Genomic DNA, 19,572 nt, shown 5'->3' on the forward strand with positions numbered 1-19,572 from the left:
AGGCCGGAGTTCACGCCGGCGCGCCGGGCGCGGCAAACAACGTCGGCACGCTGTGCAGCGTTTCAAAGCACGCCGGACGGGAAAGGTAGTAGCCCTGTGCGGCCAACGCGCCGGAGCGCTGCACCAGGCGCCACTCCTGCTCGGTTTCCACCCCCTCGACGATCACCCCGTCGCTGTGCTGGTTCATCATCTTGATCAGGGTGCCGAGCAGCTGCACCCCCTCTTCCGACTGTTTGAGCAAGGTGAACAATTCGCGCGCCACCTTGATGTATTGATACCGCCAGGCACCGACGGCGGAGAAGTTGGCCAGCCCGCTGCCGAAATCGTCCAGCCACAGCCGCTCGCCGCCGACAATCTGCTGCAGCGGGCGGTTTGATGCCGTTGCGGCGTGCTCCACCAGCTCGAAGCGCAGATAGGGCATCTCGGCGATCTGCCGTTGCAACGCGCGATGACGCTGCAATGCTTGCAGCGCGATGCCGTCGATATTGACCGATACCATCACCGCGTGGCGGATGAACAACGCCTGCCAGCGCTGCAACAGCGCCAGCTGTTCCTGAACCACCCGCAAACGCTGGGCGACGCCGAGCGAGGCAAAATACTGTTCCGGGGATTGCCGCTTGTCCGGCTCATTCGGGTGATGCACCGCCGTCAGCAGTTCCACCGCCAACAGCGCGCCGCTGGTGCGATAAATCGGCTGGAAGGTATACAAGCGCCGGCATTGCCGCCAGTAGCGCCGCGATTTGGCGCAGGCATAGAGGGCAAAACAGGGCGCCAGCAGACCCGAGATCAGATTGGTTATCATCGGTACTATCGCCGTGGCGGGGAAGTGAGAGCGCTGCCGCTGTTTCTTTACCCAACTTATCGGCCACGCCACGTAAAACTTTAAGCACGAATTGCCGCACGCTTTCCTCTTCACCCTATCGGCGTTGGCCGATCGCGATCATAAAAAATTAAAACACCGTTTTAATTTATTGACTCCCTTACCGCCTTGCGTGGAGACTGGTGGCTGTTGCTTCTTCTTTAGCCAGGGCTTATTGACGATGACTATCCGAAACCTCGCCGTGATCGGCGAATGCATGATCGAGCTGTCACCGCAGGGCGCACAGCTGACGCGCGGCTTTGGCGGCGATACCCTCAACACCGCCGTCTACCTCGCCCGCCAAATGCCGAAACAGACGTTGCAGGTGCATTACGTCACTGCGCTCGGCACCGACAGCTTCAGCGGCGAGATGCTGCAGGCCTGGCGGCAGGAGAAGATCGAGACCGGGTTGATTCAGCAGTTCGACAACAAGCTGCCGGGCCTGTACGTGATCGAAACCGACGCCGCCGGCGAACGCACTTTCTACTATTGGCGCAATGACGCCGCCGCCCGCTATTGGCTTGCTGGACCGCAGGCCGACGCACTGTGCGCGCGGCTGGCGCAGTTCGATTACCTGTACCTCAGCGGCATTAGCCTGGCGATCCTCGCGCCTGCCGACCGCACGAAGCTGCTGACGTTGCTGCGCCGCTGTCGCGCCAACGGCGGCCAGGTGATCTTCGACAACAACTACCGCCCGCGTCTGTGGCCAAGCCGTGAGGAAACGCAGCAGGCCTACCGCGAGGTGCTGGCCTGCACCGACATCGCCTTTTTGACGCTGGATGACGAAGAATTGCTGTGGGGAGCGCAGCCGGTTGAACAGATAGTGACGCGCACGCAGGCGCTCGGCGTCGGCGAGATCGTTATCAAACGCGGCGCGAATGCCTGTCTGGTGTTCAATGTGGAGGGGGAGCGGCTTGAGGTGCCGGCGATCGCACTGCCGCCGGAGCGCGTGGTGGATACCACTGCGGCGGGCGACTCTTTCAGCGCCGGCTACCTGGCGGTGCGCCTGAACGGCGGCGGCGCCCGGCAGGCGGCGCAGCGCGGCCATCAGCTTGCTGCGACGGTGATCCAACATCGCGGCGCCATCATTCCCGCAGCGGCGATGCCCGCATAATCAATAAGGCGGCGGCGAAGTCGCCCCGCCGCCCACGCAATGGATCCCAGAAGCATTGATCGGAGGATGATTGAAAGAATTTCCCTGGCGTTGGCTTATTTCCGCCCAGAGCTGCTAAGCTCGGGTCTTGGCATTGCCGTCTTTTTGAATTTATTAGCCGAGTATAAATTTCAATCCGCCGCACTGACTAGCTGGACTTTGGTGCAGGTCGGGCTGAGCCGCCGAACGACAGGGAGGTTACCGATGGCCGTCACATTCGCCAACGCCGTCGCCGCAAGACTGCATCTTGATGGCCGGCTACAGGCCTTCAGCCAATTCAAATACGCTTACTTGACCTTCAATAAACACCATCCCGACCGCCATCTGCTGGTATCGAGCTATCCGCAAGAATGGCTGGACATCTACAGTGCCAATCGCTATCAGCGCATCGATCCCGTCGTGCGCGCCGCCCATAACCGCTGTGCGCCCTTTATGTGGCACGACACCGCCCTCACCACCGAGGATCGGCATTACCGGAAGATCTTCAGCCAGGCGCGGGAGTACGACATCGTGCACGGTTGCAGCTTTGTTTTGCACGATCACGACAACAATCTGGCGATCTTGTCGATCAGCGCGACGGCGGCCGATGACGCCGAACTGCGGCAGCTAATGGAGGAAGAAAAGGCCAGCCTGCAGATGGTCTTGGTCGATACCCACCAGCACGCGCTTGCGTTGGCCAGCGCCGAGGCGAGCCGAAAGGATCGGCTCTCGCCGCGCGAAGGGGAAATTCTCTATTGGGCCAGCCAGGGCAAAACCTATAATGAGATCGCGCTGATCCTGGGGATCAAAACCGGCACGGTGAAGTTTCACATCGGCAATGCGGTGCGGAAGCTGGGGGTCGCCAACGCCAAACACGCGATCCGGCGCGGCCTTGAACGGCAACTGATCGCGCCGCCTCAGGCATAAAAAAGCCGGCATTGCAGCCGGCTTTTTGTTTTTTATCTTGCGGAAAATCAGCCCGCAACGGCGATACGTTTCATGTCGGTCATGTAGCCGCGCAGTTTGCGGCCGACGGTTTCGATTGGATGGCTGCGCACCGCTTCGTTCACGTCGCGCAGCTGCGCGTTGTCCACCGCCGTACCCGCCACGGCTTTGCCCAAATCGCCCGCCTGCAGGGTGGTCATGAAGTCCTTCAGCAACGGCACCGCCGCGTTGGCGAACAGGTAGTTGCCGTACTCCGCGGTATCGGAGATGACCACGTTCATTTCATACAGACGCTTACGCGCAATGGTGTTGGCGATCAACGGCAGCTCGTGCAGCGACTCGTAGTAAGCCGATTCTTCGATGATGCCGGCATCGACCATGGTTTCGAACGCCAGCTCAACGCCCGCTTTCACCATCGCCACCATCAGCACGCCGTGATCGAAGTACTCTTGCTCGCTGATTTTGCCTTCAAACTGCGGCGCATTCTCGAACGCGGTTTTGCCGGTCTCTTCGCGCCAGGTCAGCAGTTTCACGTCGTCTTCCGCCCAGTCGGCCATCATGCCGCTGGAGAAAGCGCCGGAGATGATGTCGTCCATGTGCTTCTGGAACAGCGGCGCCATGATGGTTTTCAGCTGTTCGGACAGCGCATAGGCGCGCAGCTTGGCCGGGTTGGACAGGCGATCCATCATCAGCGTGATGCCGCCCTGCTTCAGCGCTTCGGTGATGGTTTCCCAGCCGAACTGAATCAGTTTCTCGGCGTAAGCCGGATCGGCGCCTTCAGCAACCAGCTTGTCGAAGCACAGCAGAGAACCCGCCTGCAGCATGCCGCACAGAATGGTCTGCTCGCCCATCAGGTCAGATTTCACTTCAGCGACGAAGGAGGATTCCAGCACGCCGGCGCGGTGGCCACCGGTCGCCGCCGCCCAGGCCTTGGCGATCGCCATGCCTTCGCCTTTCGGATCGTTTTCCGGGTGAACCGCAATCAGGGTCGGCACGCCGAAGCCGCGCTTGTACTCTTCGCGCACTTCGGTGCCCGGGCACTTCGGCGCGACCATCACCACGGTGAGGTCTTTGCGCACCTGCTCGCCCACTTCAACGATGTTGAAGCCGTGGGAGTAACCCAGCGCCGCGCCGTCTTTCATCAGCGGCTGCACCGCACGCACCACGGAAGAGTGCTGCTTGTCCGGGGTCAGGTTAACCACCAGATCCGCCTGCGGGATCAAATCTTCGTAGGTGCCGACCTTAAAGCCGTTTTCGGTCGCCTTGCGCCAGGAAGCGCGCTTCTCGTCAATCGCTTCTTTGCGCAGGGCATAGGCGACATCCAGACCGGAATCGCGCATGTTCAGCCCCTGGTTCAGCCCCTGGGCGCCACAGCCGACAATCACCACTTTTTTACCTTTCAGGTAGCCGGCTTCGTCAGCAAATTCGTCGCGCGCCATAAAGCGGCATTTACCCAATTGCGCCAACTGCTGACGCAGGTTCAATGTGTTGAAATAGTTAGCCATGGTGGTACTCCGGTTTGATGTTGTCTTGCATTGTTATTTTCATTCCCCGCCCTGTCTGTGCGGAGATTCGTTAAACTCAATGTATAACAGGAAATGCGTTGCTTAAATTGATATATTGAGAACGTGACATTGCAATTTTTGCAACACTCTCACTGCGAGCGTATCGATATGGATTTACGTGATTTAAAGCTGTTCCTGCATCTGGCCGAAAGCCATCACTTCGGGCGCACCGCCAAGGCGATGCACGTCAGCCCGTCGACGCTCTCCCGCCAGATCCAGCGGCTGGAAGAGATCCTCGGGCAGCCGCTGTTCCTGCGCGATAACCGCACCGTGCAGCTCACCGACGCCGGTGAACAGCTGAAAGAATTCGCCCAACAGACGTTGCTGCAGTATCAGCAGCTGAAACACTCGCTCGGCCAGCACGGCCCTTCGCTGAGCGGCGAACTGCGGCTGTTCTGCTCGGTGACCGCGGCGTACAGCCACCTGCCGCCGATCCTCGATCGCTTCCGTGCGCAGCACCCGCTGGTAGAGATCAAGCTGACCACCGGCGATGCCGCCGACGCGGTCGACAAGGTGCAATCCAACGAGGCCGATCTCGGCATCGCCGGCCGGCCGGAAACGCTGCCCGCCAGCGTGGCGTTCACCAAAATCGGCGAAATTCCGCTGGTGCTGATCGCGCCGGCGCTGCCCTGCGCGGTGCGCAGCCAGGCGTTCGCCGACAAGCCCGACTGGGCCGAGATCCCGTTCATCTTGCCGGAGCACGGCCCTTCGCGAAAACGTATCGAACTGTGGTTCCGCCGCCACCGCATCAGCAATCCGCTGATTTACGCTACCGTCGGCGGCCACGAGGCCATCGTGTCGATGGTGGCCCTGGGCTGCGGCATCGCGCTGATCCCAAGCGTGGTGGTGGACAACAGCCCGGAGCCGGTGCGCAACCGCATCTCGCAGCTGGATAACATCTCGATGGTCGAACCCTTCGAACTGGGGGTCTGCGTTCAGAAAAAGCGCCTCAGCGATCCGTTGATCGACGCCTTTTGGCGGTTGCTGCATCCCCGCTGACGCGGGGTTTCAAAGGTCTGCCGGATCGATCTGCTTCATCGTCTCTACCTGCATCAGCCAGTGGTAGAGCGGCTCAAGCTGCAAAAACGCCCCGGCCAGCAGCGGCGCCAGATCGGCGTTGAACAGCTTTTCCACTTCGCTGTCCGTCACCATCACCGCAAACGACTTGCGGTTGTACCAGGTGGCGATCTCCGCCGCCTGCTCCTTCACCAGCGGGCGCTTGTAGCTTTCGCCCACCAGCTCGAACGGCGGCCGGCAGCAGGCGGCCACCTCCAGGAAAGGCTGCGGCCGTTGTTTCAGCGTATGGCGGAACAGATCCATGGTCGGCTTGTTGGCGCTGTAGTAGCCGAGCCCATAGCGCAGCATGTCCGGCCCCAGTTCGAAAAAGTAGACCGGCGCATCTTTCCAGTCTTTGCTCGGGCGCTTGAACGTCAGCCACATGCGGCTGCGGTAGCGCGACTTGTCGTGAGAAAACCGCGTATCGCGATGAATGCGCGACAGCGTTTTGCCGATCGCCGGGCGAGTCTCAAACTGCGGATCGATCGCCAGCATGCCGGGAGCCAACTGCTCCACCAGCGCGCGAAACGGCGCCAGCAGCTCGCGATCGTAGATGTCGCGGTTGCCGTCGAACCACGCCTTATCGTTCTCGATCCGCACCTGCTGCAGGAAATTCAGGCCCTGCTGGCTAAAGCCGGAGAAAGGTTGCGTCATAAGTTTTTCCGTTCTGACGGTTTATCGGGTGTTGCGCAGATCTTCCCTCTGCCAACGGCGTTTGATAAACACGCGCCGACGCGTGCGGAAATAAGCGACATACAGGTAGAACGCCGCCCGGTTGCTGAACAGCGCCCCGCCAACCGCCCCCCCCAGCAGCAGGGCGCCGGTGGCGATGCCGGTCATGCCCGCCGCCCACGCCGCCGCGGCGCCGAGGCAACACAGACCGAGCATGCCAAGGTAATATTGCAGCAATACCACCCCGCTGTTTTTACCCTGCACCAGTTGGAACAGGATCAGCGTCATCCACACCGCCACGATCGCGCCGCTGCCCATTAGAACGGCGGCAGAAGTCTTGCCGCTCCAGGCGGCCGCCACGTCCGTGGCCAGGCCCATCACGCCCGCCAGCCCCAGCGTCAGGCATACCATCAGCAACATGACATTGCCGACGCCCGGCGGTGACAGTCGCTGGCCCGGCGTCAGGAAATGCTGCTCAAGCTGCGCATCCACGCCGGCGAAAAGCGCACGATCGCGCGCCGCGATTTGGCTTTCCATCTCCCGGCCCTGCACGATCAGGCGTTTAATCATCCAATCCGCCATTACCTCACCATCTGCGGCAATTTCTGCATAATGCCCACAAAATACTGCCCGGTGGTTTTCACATTCACCGGCGCAGACAGGGTGCCGCTGATGCCGCTGCCCACGAACGTCAATGAGTTATTGAGCGCCGAATGCAGTTGCTGACGCAGCCCGTTTTGGATCGCTTCCGTCGGATAGCGCTTCGGGTATAAGCCGTTCTTCACCATCTCTTTCAAGACGTTATTGGAAATCCCCGGGTTTTCCGCCCGAATGATGTTTTCGGTCAGCCGCTTCCTTTCGCTGCGGGGCATGCTTTTCAGCCATTCCGTCGCCTTGCGCGCCGAAATGCGGCGCATGGCGCGGTAGGTCATCGTCGCTTCCTTCAGGGCGGCCCCCGCGCTGGCCAGCGAGATCACATCGAGTACGGTGCTGGTGGCGATATACCACTGCTCAGAGTCGAGCTGAGCCAATTCATCGCCTTTTCCGTCATAAAGCTTGTTGACGCGGTATAGCCCATTGCCGCACTGCAGCGCGCTGGCGGCCATGCCGGCATAGCCCAGATAAGCCACCGCTGAGCTGGTGCCACCGGTAAACGGCACGGCGACGCTGCCCGACGCCAGTAAAAATACCGATACCAGCAGCGTTCCGCACGACAGCGCGGCCGAGGCCAACTCTTTGCTGACGCTGGGTTTGCTCAACGCTTCCGACAGCGTATTGGTCGCGGCAACGCGCGAGGTATGAGCCACCGTTTTGCTGATGACCACGTGGGTGACCTGCGAAGCGTTCGAATAACCGGTGTGCTGCGTCGGGCGGACTAAAAATGAGTTTTGCCCGTCGGAAAAAATAATTCCCACGCCATGAAAAGCGAGGCTGCAGTCCAGCGAGTCCTGCAAGGCTTGCAGATTAATATCGCGATAGAACTCTTGTACCCCGGCATTGCCCAACAAGCGGGCAAATTCGGCGTTGGTCAAATCGTCTTCGGGAGAACCGAACGGCGTAGAAAAAGCGGTTTTCATTGTCGTGCATCCCTATACGTCAGAAGTCTTGGCAGTATAAAAATGCACGACAAAATCACAACCATGCAACCTATAAACTGACTAACGCGTCACGGTTGCTTATCAATCCGGCTCACCCCTGCAAAAAGAAGCGGAACGCCGGGTTGTCGGTTTCGTCGTGGCAATCGTAGCCCAGCGCCTGCAGGTGCCGCTCGAATTCCGGCTCGCTTTGCGCCAGTTCAAAGGCCGCCAGCACCCGGCCGAAGTCGGTGCCGTGGCTGCGATAGTGGAACAACGAGATGTTCCAGTGCGTGCCCAGCGTTTGCAGGAACTTCAGCAGCGCGCCCGGCGACTCCGGAAACTCAAAGCTGTACAGCCGTTCGCGCAGCGGCTTCGACGGACGCCCGCCCACCATGTAGCGCACGTGCAGCTTGGCCATCTCATCGTCCGACAGATCCACCACCTGATAACCGCCGGCGTTGAGTTCGTCGATGATCTCCCGTCGTTCGGCGTGGCCGCGCGTCAGACGCACGCCGACGAAAATGCAGGCGTTGTCGGCATCGGCGTAGCGGTAGTTGAATTCGGTCACCGAGCGCCCGCCCAGCAGTTGGCAGAACTTGAGGAAGCTGCCCTGTTGTTCCGGAATGGTCACCGCCAGCAGCGCTTCGCGTTGTTCGCCCAGTTCGCAGCGCTCGGAAACGTAGCGCAGCCCGTGGAAGTTGAGGTTGGCGCCGGACAGCACGTGCGCCAGACGCTCGCCCTGAATGTTGTGCTGCTGGACGTACTTTTTCAGCCCCGCCAGCGCCAGCGCGCCGGAAGGTTCGGCGATGGCGCGCACGTCCTCGAACAGATCTTTGACCGCCGCGCAGATGGCGTCGCTGTCCACGGTGATCACGTCGTCCAGATACTCACGGCACAGGCGGAACGTTTCGTCGCCGATGCGCTTCACCGCCACGCCTTCGGCGAACAGCCCGACGCGCGCCAGATCCACCGGATGGCCGGCATCCAGCGCCGCGCGCAGACAGGCGGAGTCTTCCGCTTCGACGCCGATCACTTTGATCTGCGGCATCAGCTGTTTGATCAGCACCGCCACCCCGGCGGCCAGACCGCCGCCACCGACCGGCACGAAGACCCGATCCAGATGCGCGTCTTGCTGCAGCAGCTCCATCGCCAGCGTGCCCTGCCCGGCGATCACCGTCGGGTGATCGAACGGCGGCACGAAGGTCATGCCCTGCTGTTGGGAAAGTTCAATCGCCTTTGCCTTGGCCTCGTCGAAATTGGCGCCGTGCAGCAACACTTCGCCGCCGAAACCGCGCACCGCATCCACCTTGATGTCCGCGGTGGACACCGGCATCACGATCAGCGTTTTGATGCCCAGCCGTTTACCGGAGAAGGCGACGCCCTGCGCGTGGTTGCCGGCCGAAGCCGTCACGACGCCGCGCGCCTTCTGCTCTTCGTCCAGCCCGGCGATCATCGCATAGGCCCCGCGCAGCTTGAAGCTGTGCACCGGTTGGCGATCTTCGCGCTTCACCAAAATGGTGTTGCCGAGGCGCGAAGAGATTTTGCTCATGGCCTGCAACGGGGTGACCTGCGCCACCTCGTAGACCGGCGAGCGCAGTACCGCTCGCAGATATTCCGCGCCGCAGGGGGCGCTGGGTAGGGGTTGAGAGGCCGCCATGCTGCTTATCCCCCCAGTTTGCTCTTGTCGCGCACCGCACCTTTGTCGGCGCTGGTGGCCAACGAGGCGTAGGCGCGCAGCGCGAAGGATACCTGACGTTCACGGTTTTTCGGCGTCCAGGCCGCGTCGCCGCGCGCCAGTTCCGCCTCATGCCGCGCCGCCAGCTCCTGCTCGCTGACGTCCAGCTGGATGCCGCGATGAGGAATGTCGATTGCGATCATGTCACCGTCCTGCACCAGGGCGATCAGGCCGCCGCTGGCCGCTTCCGGCGAAGCGTGGCCGATGGACAACCCGGAGGTGCCGCCGGAGAAACGCCCGTCGGTGATCAGCGCGCACGCCTTGCCCAACCCCATCGATTTCAGGTAAGTGGTTGGATAAAGCATTTCCTGCATGCCCGGGCCGCCTTTCGGCCCTTCGTAACGGATAACGACCACGTCGCCCGCCACCACTTTGCCGCCGAGGATGGCGTCTACCGCCTCATCCTGGCTTTCATAGACTTTGGCCGGGCCGCGGAAGGTGAGGATTTCTTTATCCACGCCGGCGGTTTTGACGATGCAGCCGTTTTCCGCCAGGTTGCCGTACAGCACCGCCAATCCGCCGTCCTGACTGTAGGCGTGCTCACGGGTGCGGATGCAGCCTTCCTTGCGGTCGGTGTCCAGCGAATCCCAACGGCAGTCCTGAGAGAATGCCTGCGTGGTGCGGATACCGGCCGGCCCGGCGGAGTACATTTTCTTGACGCTTTCGTCGCGGGTCAGCATCACGTCGTAGGCTTCCAGCGTCTGCGGCAGGGTCAGCCCCAATACGTTGTTCACCTCGCGGTTCAGCAAGCCGGCGCGATCCAGCTCGCCGAGGATGCCGATCACGCCGCCGGCGCGGTGCACGTCTTCCATGTGATATTTCTGCGTGCTCGGTGCCACCTTGCACAGGTGCGGCACTTTGCGCGACAGGCGATCGATGTCCTCCATGGTGAAGTCCACCTCGCCTTCCTGCGCCGAAGCCAGCAGGTGCAGCACGGTGTTGGTCGAGCCGCCCATGGCGATGTCCAGCGTCATGGCGTTTTCAAATGCCGCCTTGTTGGCGATATTGCGCGGCAGCGCGCTCTCGTCGTCCTGCTCGTAATAGCGTTTGGTCAGCTCGACGATGCGCTTGCCGGCGTTGAGGAACAGTTCCTTGCGATCGGCGTGGGTGGCCAGCAGCGAACCGTTGCCCGGCTGCGACAGGCCCAGCGCTTCGGTCAGGCAGTTCATTGAGTTGGCGGTGAACATGCCGGAGCAAGAGCCGCAGGTCGGGCAGGCGGAACGCTCGATCTGCTCGCTGTCGGCGTCGCTGACGTTCGGGTTCGCGCCCTGGATCATCGCGTCCACCAGATCCAGCTTGATGATCTGGTTGGAGAGTTTGGTCTTGCCGGCTTCCATCGGACCGCCGGAGACGAAGATCACCGGAATATTCAGGCGCAACGCCGCCATCAGCATGCCCGGGGTGATCTTGTCACAGTTGGAGATGCACACCATCGCATCGGCGCAGTGGGCGTTCACCATGTATTCGACCGAGTCGGCGATCAGCTCGCGCGACGGCAGGGAATAGAGCATGCCGCCGTGGCCCATGGCGATGCCGTCATCCACCGCAATGGTGTTGAACTCTTTGGCCACGCCGCCGGAGGCTTCGATCTGTTCGGCGACCAGTTTGCCCAGATCGCGCAGATGCACATGGCCAGGCACGAACTGGGTAAAGGAGTTGACCACGGCGATGATTGGCTTGCCGAAATCGGCGTCGGTCATCCCGGTCGCGCGCCACAATGCGCGGGCACCCGCCATATTGCGGCCGTGGGTGGTGGTGGCGGAACGGTACTTAGGCATGCTCTTTTCACTCCAAATGTATTTATGACAGGCGGCGAACGAACCGCCTGGATATTCTTATCTTGTCTGTCTTGTCGTCCGCCACGCTGCGCGGCGAACCTTGTCGTTACGGATTGACCGGATCCAGCCAACCGTATTTGTCTTCGGTCTTGCCGCTGAACAGGCCGAAGAACGCCTGTTGGATCTGTTTGGTCACCGGGCCGCATTTGCCGATGCCGACCTGAATGCCGTCCACGCTGCGCACCGGCGTGATCTCCGCCGCGGTGCCAGACATGAACACTTCGTCGGCCAGGTACAGCGATTCGCGCGACAGCACCTGCTCGCGCACCTCGAAGCCCATGTCTTTCGCCAGCTTGATGATCGCGTCGCGGGTAATGCCCGGCAGCGCCGAAGAGGTGAATGGCGGGGTATAGAGCACGCCGTCTTTCACTTCAAACAGGTTTTCGCCCGCCCCTTCGGAAATGTAACCGTGCACGTCGAGCGCAATGCCTTCCTGATAGCCGTGGCGACGCGCTTCGCTGCCCACCAGCAGGGAGGAAAGATAATTGCCGCCGGCCTTGGCCGCAGTGGGGATCGTGTTTGGTGCGACGCGGTGCCAGGAGGAGACCATCGCATCGATGCCTTGATCCAGCGCTTCTTCACCCAGGTAAGCGCCCCAAGGAAACGCCGCGATAATCACGTCCGTTTTATAACCGGCCGGCGGGTTAACGCCCATGCCGACATCGCCGACGAACACCAGCGGGCGAATGTACGCGCTGACCAGGTTGTTCTTGCGCAGCGTAGCGCGGCAGGCTTCCATCAGCTCGTCGACGCTTTGCGACACCGGCATGCGGTAGATTTTCGCCGAATCGTGCAGGCGCTGCATATGCTCGCGATGACGGAATACCACCGGCCCCAAGTGCGAGTCGTAGCAGCGCACCCCTTCAAACACCGACGTGCCGTAATGCAACGCGTGCGACATCACGTGCACTTTGGCCTCGGCCCAAGGAACCATCTCACCATTGAACCAAATGTAATCGGCTTTCTTTGTCATTGTTATTTATCCTTCTCGGCGCCTCAGGCGCGTATTTGTTGTGATGTTGGCTGCTGGATCTCGACGCAGGAGACGTCCATCAGTTTGCTTAATTGAGATGACAACAGGGCGACCGGGCGCGGGCTGGCAACGGTCAATTCGATATTGATGCTGTCGGCGTTGGCCGGGGAAACCATATTCATAGCACAAACCTGAAAGCCGCGATGACGCACGACCCGCAATACGCGCTCTAACATTTCGGGGCGAAAACGCGCCTGGATCGAGAGTTGATGCTGCATCATGATATTTCCTCCAACATGGTTTCGTTACCGGCGCCCGGCGGCACCAGCGGCCAGACGTTTTCGAGTTCGTCGATAGAGACCTGCAGCAGATAAGGGCCTTCGGTGTTGAACAGCGCCTCGAGCGCGCCCTCCACCTGATCCTTGCGGCTGATGCGCTGGCCGGGAATGCCGAAGGCGGCGGCCAGCATCAGGAAGTCGGGGTTATCGGACAGGTTGGTTTCGCTGTAGCGACCGTCGAAGAACAGCTGCTGCCATTGGCGCACCATCCCGAGACGCTGGTTGTCCAGCAGCACGATCTTCAGCGGCAGCTGTTTGCGCTTGATGGTGCCCAGTTCCTGCACGTTCATCATGAAGGAACCATCGCCCGAGACGCAGATCACCGTATCTTGCGGGCGGGCAATTTGGGCCCCTACCGCCGCCGGCACGCCGAACCCCATAGTGCCGAGGCCGCTGGAGGTGATGAAATTCTCCGGGCGCTCGAACGTCATGTGCTGCGCGCTCCACATCTGGTGCTGGCCGACGTCGGTGGTCACCACGCTGTTGGCCGGCTTGCGGGCGGACAGCTGGCGCAAGAACAGCGGCGCGTAGATCGGCTGGCCGGGGTGATCGTAGCGGCAGGCGTGCTCGGCTTTCAGCGCCGTCACCTGCTGCTGCCAGGCGGCGATGTTCAGCGGGCGCTGCAACGCCGGCAGCAACGTTTTCAAATCGCCCTGCAGGGCCACATGCGCCTGGCGCAGCTTGCTCATTTCCGCCGGGTCGATATCCATGTGGATCACTTTGGCGTGCGGCGCGAAGGCGTTCAGTTTGCCGGTCACGCGGTCATCGAAACGCGCGCCGACGGCGATCAGCAAATCGCACTCCTGCACCGCCAGGTTAGCGGCCTTGGTTCCGTGCATGCCCAGCATGCCGAGGTACAGCGGATCTTGCGCATCCGGCGCGCCCAGCCCCTTCAGGGTGGCGACGTTCGGCATGCGGGTCACGGCGATGAACTCGCGCAGCGCCGGCACCGCCTGCGCCATGCCCACGCCGCCGCCGACGTACAGCATCGGTTTATGCGCCTGCGCCAGCAGCTCAGCCGCCTCGGCCAACGCCGCCGCCGGGAACGCCGGCGCTTCGTCGACCGGCATCAGATGCGGGTGCAAGTCGCCCTGCGCCAGCTGGATGTCTTTCGGGATATCGATCAGCACCGGACCGGGACGGCCGCCGGCGGCGATGGCGAACGCTTCCGCCATGATGCCCGGCAAGGCGTCCAGCGACTCCACCAGGAAGCTGTGCTTGGTGCAGGCCAGAGACAGGCCGAGAACATCGATCTCCTGAAAGGCATCGGTGCCGATCAGCGCGGAACCCACCTGACCGGTGATGGCGACAACGGGAACAGAATCGAGCAGCGCATCAGCCAGGCCGGTGATCAGGTTGGTGGCGCCGGGGCCGGAAGTGGCGATGCAAACGCCGACTTTGCCGGTGGCGCGGGCGTAGCCGATGGCGGCCATGGCGGCGCCCTGTTCATGGCGGCACAGCAGGTGTTCCACGCCGCCGTCATACAACGCATCGTACACCGGCATGATTGCCCCGCCCGGATAGCCGAATACGGTATCCACCCCCTGCGCACGCAACGCTTGAACTACCCACTGAGCGCCATTCATGGTTATTTCCCCGCCTTACTTCGACAACTGCAGGATTTTGTTCTGTTTTTCATGTTCTGCCCCTTGCTCCACTTTTCTCTTGCCAATAAAAAACCCCCGGACCTGACGGTGCGGGGGTTCTCTTGCGATTCCGGCTTGTTTGCTAAGCCTTTCTTCGTCCAAGTGCAGCCCCGCACGGTGGGATAATAATCACCACCACGCTAATCACGACTAGGCTAATCACTTGGGCAAAGGCTTTCATAATGGGTTTGTTCACTGTGCTCATTCAGAACTAATGCTTACAGAGGTATCATAGTCGCGCGCGGCATGACAACACTTTTTTTGCGTTATTATTCGGCGCAATCTGGTCATACCTCACGCGAATCGCCCATCTTTCACACGTTGGCGCGCATACCCGGATTTTCTACCGCGTCGGTGATCGCCTTGCCGCGCGTATCCTTGCCGAAGAACACCAACAGGGCGATCGCCACCGCCACCGTACCGGCGACGATCGCCATCGCCAGGCCGTAATTATGCCCATGATGCTCGGCGATGGTGGCTTGCAGCGTGGCGTTGACCGAAGCGATCAGGTTACCCAGTTGGTACACAAACCCCGGCAGCACCGCGCGGGTATTGGCCGGCACCAACTCGGTCAGGTAGGTCGGCACCACGCCCCAGGCGCCCTGCACCATGAACTGCATCAGGAAAGCGCCGATCCCCAACATCAGCGAACCGCTGGAAAACGCCCACAGCGGGATCACCGGCAGCGCCAGCAGCGCGGCAATGATGATCGCTTTTTTGCGGCCGATCTTTTCCGACAACGAACCGAAGAAAACACCGCCGATAATTGACGCGATATTGTAGCTAATGGCGATGATACTGACGGTTTTAGGGTCGAAACCGTGCTGAACTTTCAGAAACACCGGATACAGATCCTGCGTGCCGTGGGAGAAGAAATTGAACGCCGCCATCAGCAGCACCAGATAGCAGCATAGCTTCCAGTGGCTCTTCAACACCGGCAATAAAGCCGTGCTTTCTTTGCGCTCACGCGCCGCCAGCCACACCGGCGACTCCCGCACGCAATAATAAATAAACGGCAGCAGCAGGATCGGCGCCGCGCCGATGACGAACATGCCGCGCCAGCCGACCGTTTCGAACAGCAGGCCGTACACCACCGCCGCCAGCAGATAACCGAACGGATAGCCGGCCTGGAAAATGCCCGACATCAGGCCGCGTGAGCGGTCCGGTATGGTTTCCATCGCCAACGACGACGCCACGCCCCAGATGCCGCCCATCGCGACACCGTACAACACCCGCAACAGCAAGAAGACCGTCAGCGAGGGCGCGGCGGCGGAGAGCAGCTCAAACACCGAGAAAAAGACGATATTCAACATCAGGATCGGTTTGCGGCCATACTTTTCCGCCGCACGCCCGAAGATCAGCGCGCCAATCGGGCGCACCGCCAGCGTGAGCAGAATCGCCAACGTGACCTGTTCCAGACCGACGTGAAAGGATTGCGCGATGTCGCTGAGTAAGAATACCAGCACGAAAAAATCGAAAGCGTCGAGCGTCCAGCTTGAAAAGCTGGCGATTGCCGCGTTGCGTTGCAGCGGGGTCCAACCAAACATAGTGTTATCCCTACCGTAGAGTACGAAGTCAGGAGGTTTAGCGGCTGCCGGGCAGAATGCGGCGGCGGTCGGAGCTTGTTAAAGAAGTGATTTTTCTTTTAATCAATTGTTAAATACACCCGTTAACCCTATGATTGCAATGCGTATGGGCCGCTAATGTGTTGCAGCCTTCAGCGAATTGTTAATGGGTATTGCCGCAGGTTGCGAGGCGGCTCGCACAATCTCATTTACTTCGATGAAAATGAGCAATTACGCTGCGAAACCCATAGAAAAACCACCAATAATGCCGCGCAATGCCTGGATGAACCTCGCATCATGTCGTCCTCAGCAAGGAGAGCGATATGTCACTGGCGTTAATCTATAGCCGCGCCATCATCGGCGTTCAGGCCCCTTCCGTAACGGTGGAGGTGCATATCAGCAATGGCCTGCCCGGCCTGACGCTGGTCGGCCTGCCGGAAACCACGGTAAAAGAGGCGCGCGATCGGGTGCGCAGCGCCCTGATCAACAGCGGTTTCACCTTTCCCGCCCGGCGCATCACCGTCAATTTGGCGCCCGCCGATCTGCCAAAAGAAGGCGGGCGTTACGATCTGCCGATAGCGCTGGCGATCCTCGCCGCCTCCGAGCAATTGCCCCTCGCGCCGTTGGCGCGCTACGAGTTTCTTGGCGAGCTCGCGCTGTCTGGCTCACTGCGCGCGGTCAGGGGAGCGATCCCGGCGGCACTGGCGGCGGCTGATGCCGGGCGGCAACTGATCCTCTCGACGGACAACGCCGCCGAAGTCGGCCTGATCGCGCAGTCGCGCTCCCATACCGCCCAACACCTGCTGGAAGTCTGCGCTTTTCTGCTCGGCCAAGGCGAACTGCCGGTGGCGACCACGCCCCCCGATGCGGACAACGCGTGCGAAAACGCCGACCTGCGCGACATCATCGGCCAGGAACAGGCCAAGCGGGCATTAGAGATCGCCGCCGCCGGCGGGCATAACCTGCTGTTGATTGGGCCACCGGGCACCGGTAAAACCATGCTGGCCAGCCGTCTCACGGGCTTGCTGCCGCCGCTGACGGAGGCTGAGGCGCTGGAAAGCCTGGCGATCGCCAGCTTGCAGCATCACATTCCCGCCGCGCTACCATGGCGCCAGAGGCCGTTTCGCGCGCCGCACCACAGCGCCTCGATGGCGGCATTGGTCGGCGGCGGCTCACTGCCGCGACCGGGCGAGATCTCGATGGCGCATAACGGCGTGCTGTTTCTGGATGAACTGCCGGAATTCGAACGTAAGGTACTGGATGCGCTGCGTGAGCCGTTGGAATCCGGCGAGATCGTGATTTCGCGTGCCAACGCCAAGGTCTGTTTCCCCGCCAGGGTGCAACTGATCGCGGCAATGAACCCCAGCCCGACAGGGCATTATCAGGGGTTGCACAATCGCGCCTCACCGCAGCAGGTGTTGCGCTATCTGGCCCGGCTGTCAGGGCCTTTTCTCGACCGTTTCGATCTGTCTATCGAAGTGCCGTTGTTGCCGCCGGGTACGCTCAGTCATCGGAAAGCCCATGGAGAAAGCAGCGAACAAGTACGGAAAAGGGTGCAGCAGGCACGCGCCCGGCAGCTCGAACGCGCCGGTAAAGTCAACGCGCTGTTGAGCAACCGTGAAGTGGAACGAGATTGCGTTTTGCAGGCGGCAGACGCCGAGTTTTTGGAAGCGACATTAAACACGCTGGGGTTATCAGTCCGCGCCTGGCAGCGCATCTTGAAAGTGGCGCGCACGCTGGCGGATTTGGCGGGAGATGCTGAGCTCGACAGGCGCCACCTCAGCGAAGCGCTGGGCTATCGCAGTATGGACCGTCTGCTGTTACAACTGCATCGCAGTCTGGAATGAAAATGGGGCCCGCAGGCCCCATCGTCTTTAGTCTTCGCTGTCGCTGTAATCTTCTACTGCGTCAGCCTGCGGTTTACCGCCGGACAGAGTATGGAATTTCTTCGGGCGACGTGTGCGCGCCAGATATTTAGCCCATACTTTTTCCTGCTCGGTAGCCGCTTCGCGCTCACCGCGACACACTGCGACGAACAGCTGTTCTTCTTCAGTGGCCGGCTGGCGTTTACCCGAGTCCAACTCGTTAAACGCGTAGCCGAAGCGCTCTAGCAATTGCGCCTCTTTAATGGTGAAATCGCCGTGACGGGAGAACCCGCGAGGGTAATGTTTATTATCAAAAAAACGATTGGTCGTGGTGAAGCTATCCGCCATCTGACACGCTCCTAATTCTCTTATGGCCGTGCTGTTTATGGCGCGGAGTATTAGATAGGCTTGACAGCGTGTAAAACAAAACATTTAAATCTTAACGACAAATTTTTTTGGAGATAGGTGTGGATACCGAATTACTGAAAACCTTTTTGGAGGTCAGTAGAACGCGTCACTTTGGCAGAGCCGCAGAATCTTTGTACTTAACGCAGTCCGCGGTCAGTTTCCGCATCCGTCAGCTAGAAAACCAGTTGGGCGCAAATTTATTTACCCGTCATCGCAATAACATCCGCCTGACGCCTGCCGGCGAGCGGCTTCTGCCCTATGCCGAGAGCCTGATGAACACCTGGCAGTTGGCGAAGAAGGAAGTCGTGCGTTCGCTGCAACACACCGAGTTGTCGATCGGCGCTACCGCTTCGTTGTGGGAGGCCTATCTGACTCCCTGGTTGCAAGCACTCTATCAACAACGCGAGGCGCTGCAGCTAGAAGCCAGGGTGGCATTAAGGCACTCTTTGGTAAAACAACTGCATGAAAGGCAGCTCGATTTACTGATCACCACTGAACCGCCGAAGATGGATGAGTTGGCCAGCCAGCAACTGAGCAATTTCTCATTACGCCTGTTCTCATCCGCTTATCGTGACAAACAGGCCCCAATGCCCTACATCAAGCTGGAATGGGGAGCCGACTTCCACCAACAAGAAAACCGCATGTTGGAAGGTGATAACGTACCGGTGCTTACCACCACCTCCGCTCACCTGACGCGTCAGCTGTTGGAAACCACGGGCGGATGCGCTTTCCTGCCCAGCCATTGGGAAAAAGAGTACCCACAGCTGGTGGCTGCCACCGAGATCCCGCCGATTATCCGCCCACTGTATGCCGTCTGGTTGCAAAACAGCGATCAACAACCTTTGATTCGGCAATTACTTAAAATACCTTTAAATACCGCAGCCTAAAGCGCCATGGCGGCCTTAAAAGCCGCCACCGTGGTCTTGGCTGTCTATCATGCCAAAAGCCGCCCATCGCCTTCTGAGAGAAGAAAATGCAAAATGGTAGGAGAATCAGGAGGTCTGCGGGGGTAAAGATCGAAAGGCTATGGAGCAACTCGGATCAGATAAGCATCAGCATAGAGCACCCGATGCGCTCTTTTCCAAAACGATAACGCTCTAAGGATCGGGATAATAGGCAAAAAAAAACCCTTTGCTTTCGCAAAGGGTTCTTAATATGGCAGGGGCGGAGAGACTCGAACTCGCGACACCCGGTTTTGGAGACCGGTGCTCTACCAACTGAGCTACGCCCCTAAATCTCGCTTAACATTATGCCTGCTAATAAAGCAGGCATAATTAAATAAGTGGCGGAACGGACGGGGCTCGAACCCGCGACCCCCTGCGTGACAGGCAGGTATTCTAACCAACTGAACTACCGCTCCACCGATTCTTTTACGTTGCATCTTTCGATGCCGGCAAC

18 protein-coding genes and 2 tRNA genes are annotated in these 19,572 nt (G+C 60.3%); 5 read left to right on the plus strand and 15 right to left on the minus strand.

The genetic code is table 11. The features are described from left to right. Positions 1-10: 10 nt before the first annotated feature. The gene (pdeH, locus tag ACJ8KE_RS23170) at positions 11-802 is read right to left on the minus strand and encodes a cyclic-guanylate-specific phosphodiesterase (RefSeq protein ID WP_016930466.1); all 792 of its coding nucleotides are present in this window, start codon (positions 800-802) and stop codon (positions 11-13) included. Positions 803-1,040: 238 nt separating this feature from the next. Between pdeH and ACJ8KE_RS23175 the strand changes: the two genes are divergently transcribed. Together ACJ8KE_RS23175 and ACJ8KE_RS23180 are read left to right on the plus strand one after the other, a co-directional pair. Continuing rightward, entirely contained in the window at positions 1,041-1,973 is a 933-nt protein-coding gene (locus ACJ8KE_RS23175) for a sugar kinase (protein WP_318670173.1), read from the plus strand. Between the two features lie 243 nt (positions 1,974-2,216). After that, the gene (locus ACJ8KE_RS23180) at positions 2,217-2,918 is read left to right on the plus strand and encodes a LuxR family transcriptional regulator (protein ID WP_016930468.1); all 702 of its coding nucleotides are present in this window, start codon (positions 2,217-2,219) and stop codon (positions 2,916-2,918) included. A 47-nt stretch (positions 2,919-2,965) separates the two neighbouring features. Here the strand turns inward: ACJ8KE_RS23180 and ilvC are convergent, their stop codons facing one another. Next, entirely contained in the window at positions 2,966-4,441 is a 1,476-nt protein-coding gene (ilvC, locus tag ACJ8KE_RS23185; protein ID WP_016930469.1) for a ketol-acid reductoisomerase, read from the minus strand. A 168-nt stretch (positions 4,442-4,609) separates the two neighbouring features. Between ilvC and ilvY the strand changes: the two genes are divergently transcribed. Then, a complete protein-coding gene (ilvY, locus tag ACJ8KE_RS23190; RefSeq protein WP_004929971.1) occupies positions 4,610-5,500 on the plus strand; it encodes an HTH-type transcriptional activator IlvY in 891 nt (296 codons plus the stop codon). 9 nt (positions 5,501-5,509) lie between these two features. On the opposite strand, the gene ACJ8KE_RS23195 is transcribed toward ilvY, so the two are convergent. The 10 genes from ACJ8KE_RS23195 to ACJ8KE_RS23240 form a co-directional block, all read right to left on the minus strand. Beyond that, positions 5,510-6,211, minus strand: coding sequence for a DUF2461 domain-containing protein (locus tag ACJ8KE_RS23195; protein ID WP_049300870.1), 702 nt, complete (start codon positions 6,209-6,211; stop codon positions 5,510-5,512). Between the two features lie 21 nt (positions 6,212-6,232). Further along, a complete protein-coding gene (locus ACJ8KE_RS23200) occupies positions 6,233-6,811 on the minus strand; it encodes a hypothetical protein (protein ID WP_016930471.1) in 579 nt (192 codons plus the stop codon). Then, a complete protein-coding gene (locus ACJ8KE_RS23205) occupies positions 6,811-7,806 on the minus strand; it encodes a hypothetical protein (protein ID WP_016930472.1) in 996 nt (331 codons plus the stop codon). Before ACJ8KE_RS23205 ends, ACJ8KE_RS23200 begins: the two co-directional genes overlap by 1 nt. Before the next feature lie 112 nt (positions 7,807-7,918). Further along, positions 7,919-9,463, minus strand: coding sequence for a threonine ammonia-lyase, biosynthetic (gene ilvA / locus ACJ8KE_RS23210; protein WP_284065732.1), 1,545 nt, complete (start codon positions 9,461-9,463; stop codon positions 7,919-7,921). Between the two features lie 5 nt (positions 9,464-9,468). Continuing rightward, a complete protein-coding gene (gene ilvD / locus ACJ8KE_RS23215; protein WP_033631836.1) occupies positions 9,469-11,319 on the minus strand; it encodes a dihydroxy-acid dehydratase in 1,851 nt (616 codons plus the stop codon). 106 nt (positions 11,320-11,425) lie between these two features. Next, positions 11,426-12,352: a branched-chain amino acid transaminase gene (locus ACJ8KE_RS23220; protein WP_016930475.1), complete on the minus strand. Its 927-nt coding sequence runs from the start codon at positions 12,350-12,352 to the stop codon at positions 11,426-11,428. Positions 12,353-12,375: 23 nt separating this feature from the next. After that, a complete protein-coding gene (gene ilvM, locus ACJ8KE_RS23225; protein ID WP_004929955.1) occupies positions 12,376-12,633 on the minus strand; it encodes an acetolactate synthase 2 small subunit in 258 nt (85 codons plus the stop codon). Next, a complete protein-coding gene (gene ilvG, locus ACJ8KE_RS23230) occupies positions 12,630-14,276 on the minus strand; it encodes an acetolactate synthase 2 catalytic subunit (protein WP_033639153.1) in 1,647 nt (548 codons plus the stop codon). The genes ilvM and ilvG overlap by 4 nt, the downstream gene beginning before the upstream one ends. Before the next feature lie 142 nt (positions 14,277-14,418). Further along, positions 14,419-14,517: an ilv operon leader peptide gene (gene ilvL, locus ACJ8KE_RS23235; protein ID WP_013814970.1), complete on the minus strand. Its 99-nt coding sequence runs from the start codon at positions 14,515-14,517 to the stop codon at positions 14,419-14,421. Positions 14,518-14,650: 133 nt separating this feature from the next. Continuing rightward, positions 14,651-15,883: an MFS transporter gene (locus ACJ8KE_RS23240; protein WP_261106782.1), complete on the minus strand. Its 1,233-nt coding sequence runs from the start codon at positions 15,881-15,883 to the stop codon at positions 14,651-14,653. 341 nt (positions 15,884-16,224) lie between these two features. Between ACJ8KE_RS23240 and ACJ8KE_RS23245 the strand changes: the two genes are divergently transcribed. Then, positions 16,225-17,748: a YifB family Mg chelatase-like AAA ATPase gene (locus tag ACJ8KE_RS23245; protein ID WP_442517382.1), complete on the plus strand. Its 1,524-nt coding sequence runs from the start codon at positions 16,225-16,227 to the stop codon at positions 17,746-17,748. A 27-nt stretch (positions 17,749-17,775) separates the two neighbouring features. On the opposite strand, the gene ACJ8KE_RS23250 is transcribed toward ACJ8KE_RS23245, so the two are convergent. Beyond that, positions 17,776-18,114, minus strand: coding sequence for a DUF413 domain-containing protein (locus ACJ8KE_RS23250; RefSeq protein WP_004929946.1), 339 nt, complete (start codon positions 18,112-18,114; stop codon positions 17,776-17,778). Between the two features lie 119 nt (positions 18,115-18,233). Between ACJ8KE_RS23250 and hdfR the strand changes: the two genes are divergently transcribed. Continuing rightward, entirely contained in the window at positions 18,234-19,061 is an 828-nt protein-coding gene (hdfR, locus tag ACJ8KE_RS23255) for an HTH-type transcriptional regulator HdfR (RefSeq protein ID WP_028128092.1), read from the plus strand. Between the two features lie 269 nt (positions 19,062-19,330). Here the strand turns inward: hdfR and ACJ8KE_RS23260 are convergent. Then, positions 19,331-19,406: transfer RNA gene (locus tag ACJ8KE_RS23260), tRNA-Trp, on the minus strand. 51 nt (positions 19,407-19,457) lie between these two features. After that, positions 19,458-19,534 (minus strand) — tRNA-Asp (locus ACJ8KE_RS23265). Between the last annotated feature and the right edge of the window lie 38 nt (positions 19,535-19,572).

It is taken from the genome of Serratia sp. CY56464 (assembly GCF_052168435.1).
Taxonomy (GTDB): Bacteria; Pseudomonadota; Gammaproteobacteria; order Enterobacterales; family Enterobacteriaceae; genus Serratia; species Serratia marcescens.

What these genes read in the sequence shown, in the direction of transcription:
- ACJ8KE_RS23220 (WP_016930475.1), bottom strand. Translation starts at nt 12,352, where the DNA reads ATGACAAAGAAAGCCGATTACATTTGGTTCAATGGTGAGATGGTTCCT.
- ilvD (WP_033631836.1), bottom strand. Translation starts at nt 11,319, where the DNA reads ATGCCTAAGTACCGTTCCGCCACCACCACCCACGGCCGCAATATGGCG.
- ilvA (WP_284065732.1), bottom strand. Translation starts at nt 9,463, where the DNA reads ATGGCGGCCTCTCAACCCCTACCCAGCGCCCCCTGCGGCGCGGAATAT.
- ACJ8KE_RS23245 (WP_442517382.1), top strand. Translation starts at nt 16,225, where the DNA reads ATGTCACTGGCGTTAATCTATAGCCGCGCCATCATCGGCGTTCAGGCC.
- pdeH (WP_016930466.1), bottom strand. Translation starts at nt 802, where the DNA reads ATGATAACCAATCTGATCTCGGGTCTGCTGGCGCCCTGTTTTGCCCTC.
- ilvC (WP_016930469.1), bottom strand. Translation starts at nt 4,441, where the DNA reads ATGGCTAACTATTTCAACACATTGAACCTGCGTCAGCAGTTGGCGCAA.
- ilvM (WP_004929955.1), bottom strand. Translation starts at nt 12,633, where the DNA reads ATGATGCAGCATCAACTCTCGATCCAGGCGCGTTTTCGCCCCGAAATG.
- ACJ8KE_RS23175 (WP_318670173.1), top strand. Translation starts at nt 1,041, where the DNA reads ATGACTATCCGAAACCTCGCCGTGATCGGCGAATGCATGATCGAGCTG.
- ACJ8KE_RS23205 (WP_016930472.1), bottom strand. Translation starts at nt 7,806, where the DNA reads ATGAAAACCGCTTTTTCTACGCCGTTCGGTTCTCCCGAAGACGATTTG.
- ACJ8KE_RS23195 (WP_049300870.1), bottom strand. Translation starts at nt 6,211, where the DNA reads ATGACGCAACCTTTCTCCGGCTTTAGCCAGCAGGGCCTGAATTTCCTG.
- ACJ8KE_RS23180 (WP_016930468.1), top strand. Translation starts at nt 2,217, where the DNA reads ATGGCCGTCACATTCGCCAACGCCGTCGCCGCAAGACTGCATCTTGAT.
- ACJ8KE_RS23240 (WP_261106782.1), bottom strand. Translation starts at nt 15,883, where the DNA reads ATGTTTGGTTGGACCCCGCTGCAACGCAACGCGGCAATCGCCAGCTTT.
- ilvL (WP_013814970.1), bottom strand. Translation starts at nt 14,517, where the DNA reads ATGAAAGCCTTTGCCCAAGTGATTAGCCTAGTCGTGATTAGCGTGGTG.
- ilvY (WP_004929971.1), top strand. Translation starts at nt 4,610, where the DNA reads ATGGATTTACGTGATTTAAAGCTGTTCCTGCATCTGGCCGAAAGCCAT.
- ACJ8KE_RS23200 (WP_016930471.1), bottom strand. Translation starts at nt 6,811, where the DNA reads ATGGCGGATTGGATGATTAAACGCCTGATCGTGCAGGGCCGGGAGATG.
- ACJ8KE_RS23250 (WP_004929946.1), bottom strand. Translation starts at nt 18,114, where the DNA reads ATGGCGGATAGCTTCACCACGACCAATCGTTTTTTTGATAATAAACAT.
- ilvG (WP_033639153.1), bottom strand. Translation starts at nt 14,276, where the DNA reads ATGAATGGCGCTCAGTGGGTAGTTCAAGCGTTGCGTGCGCAGGGGGTG.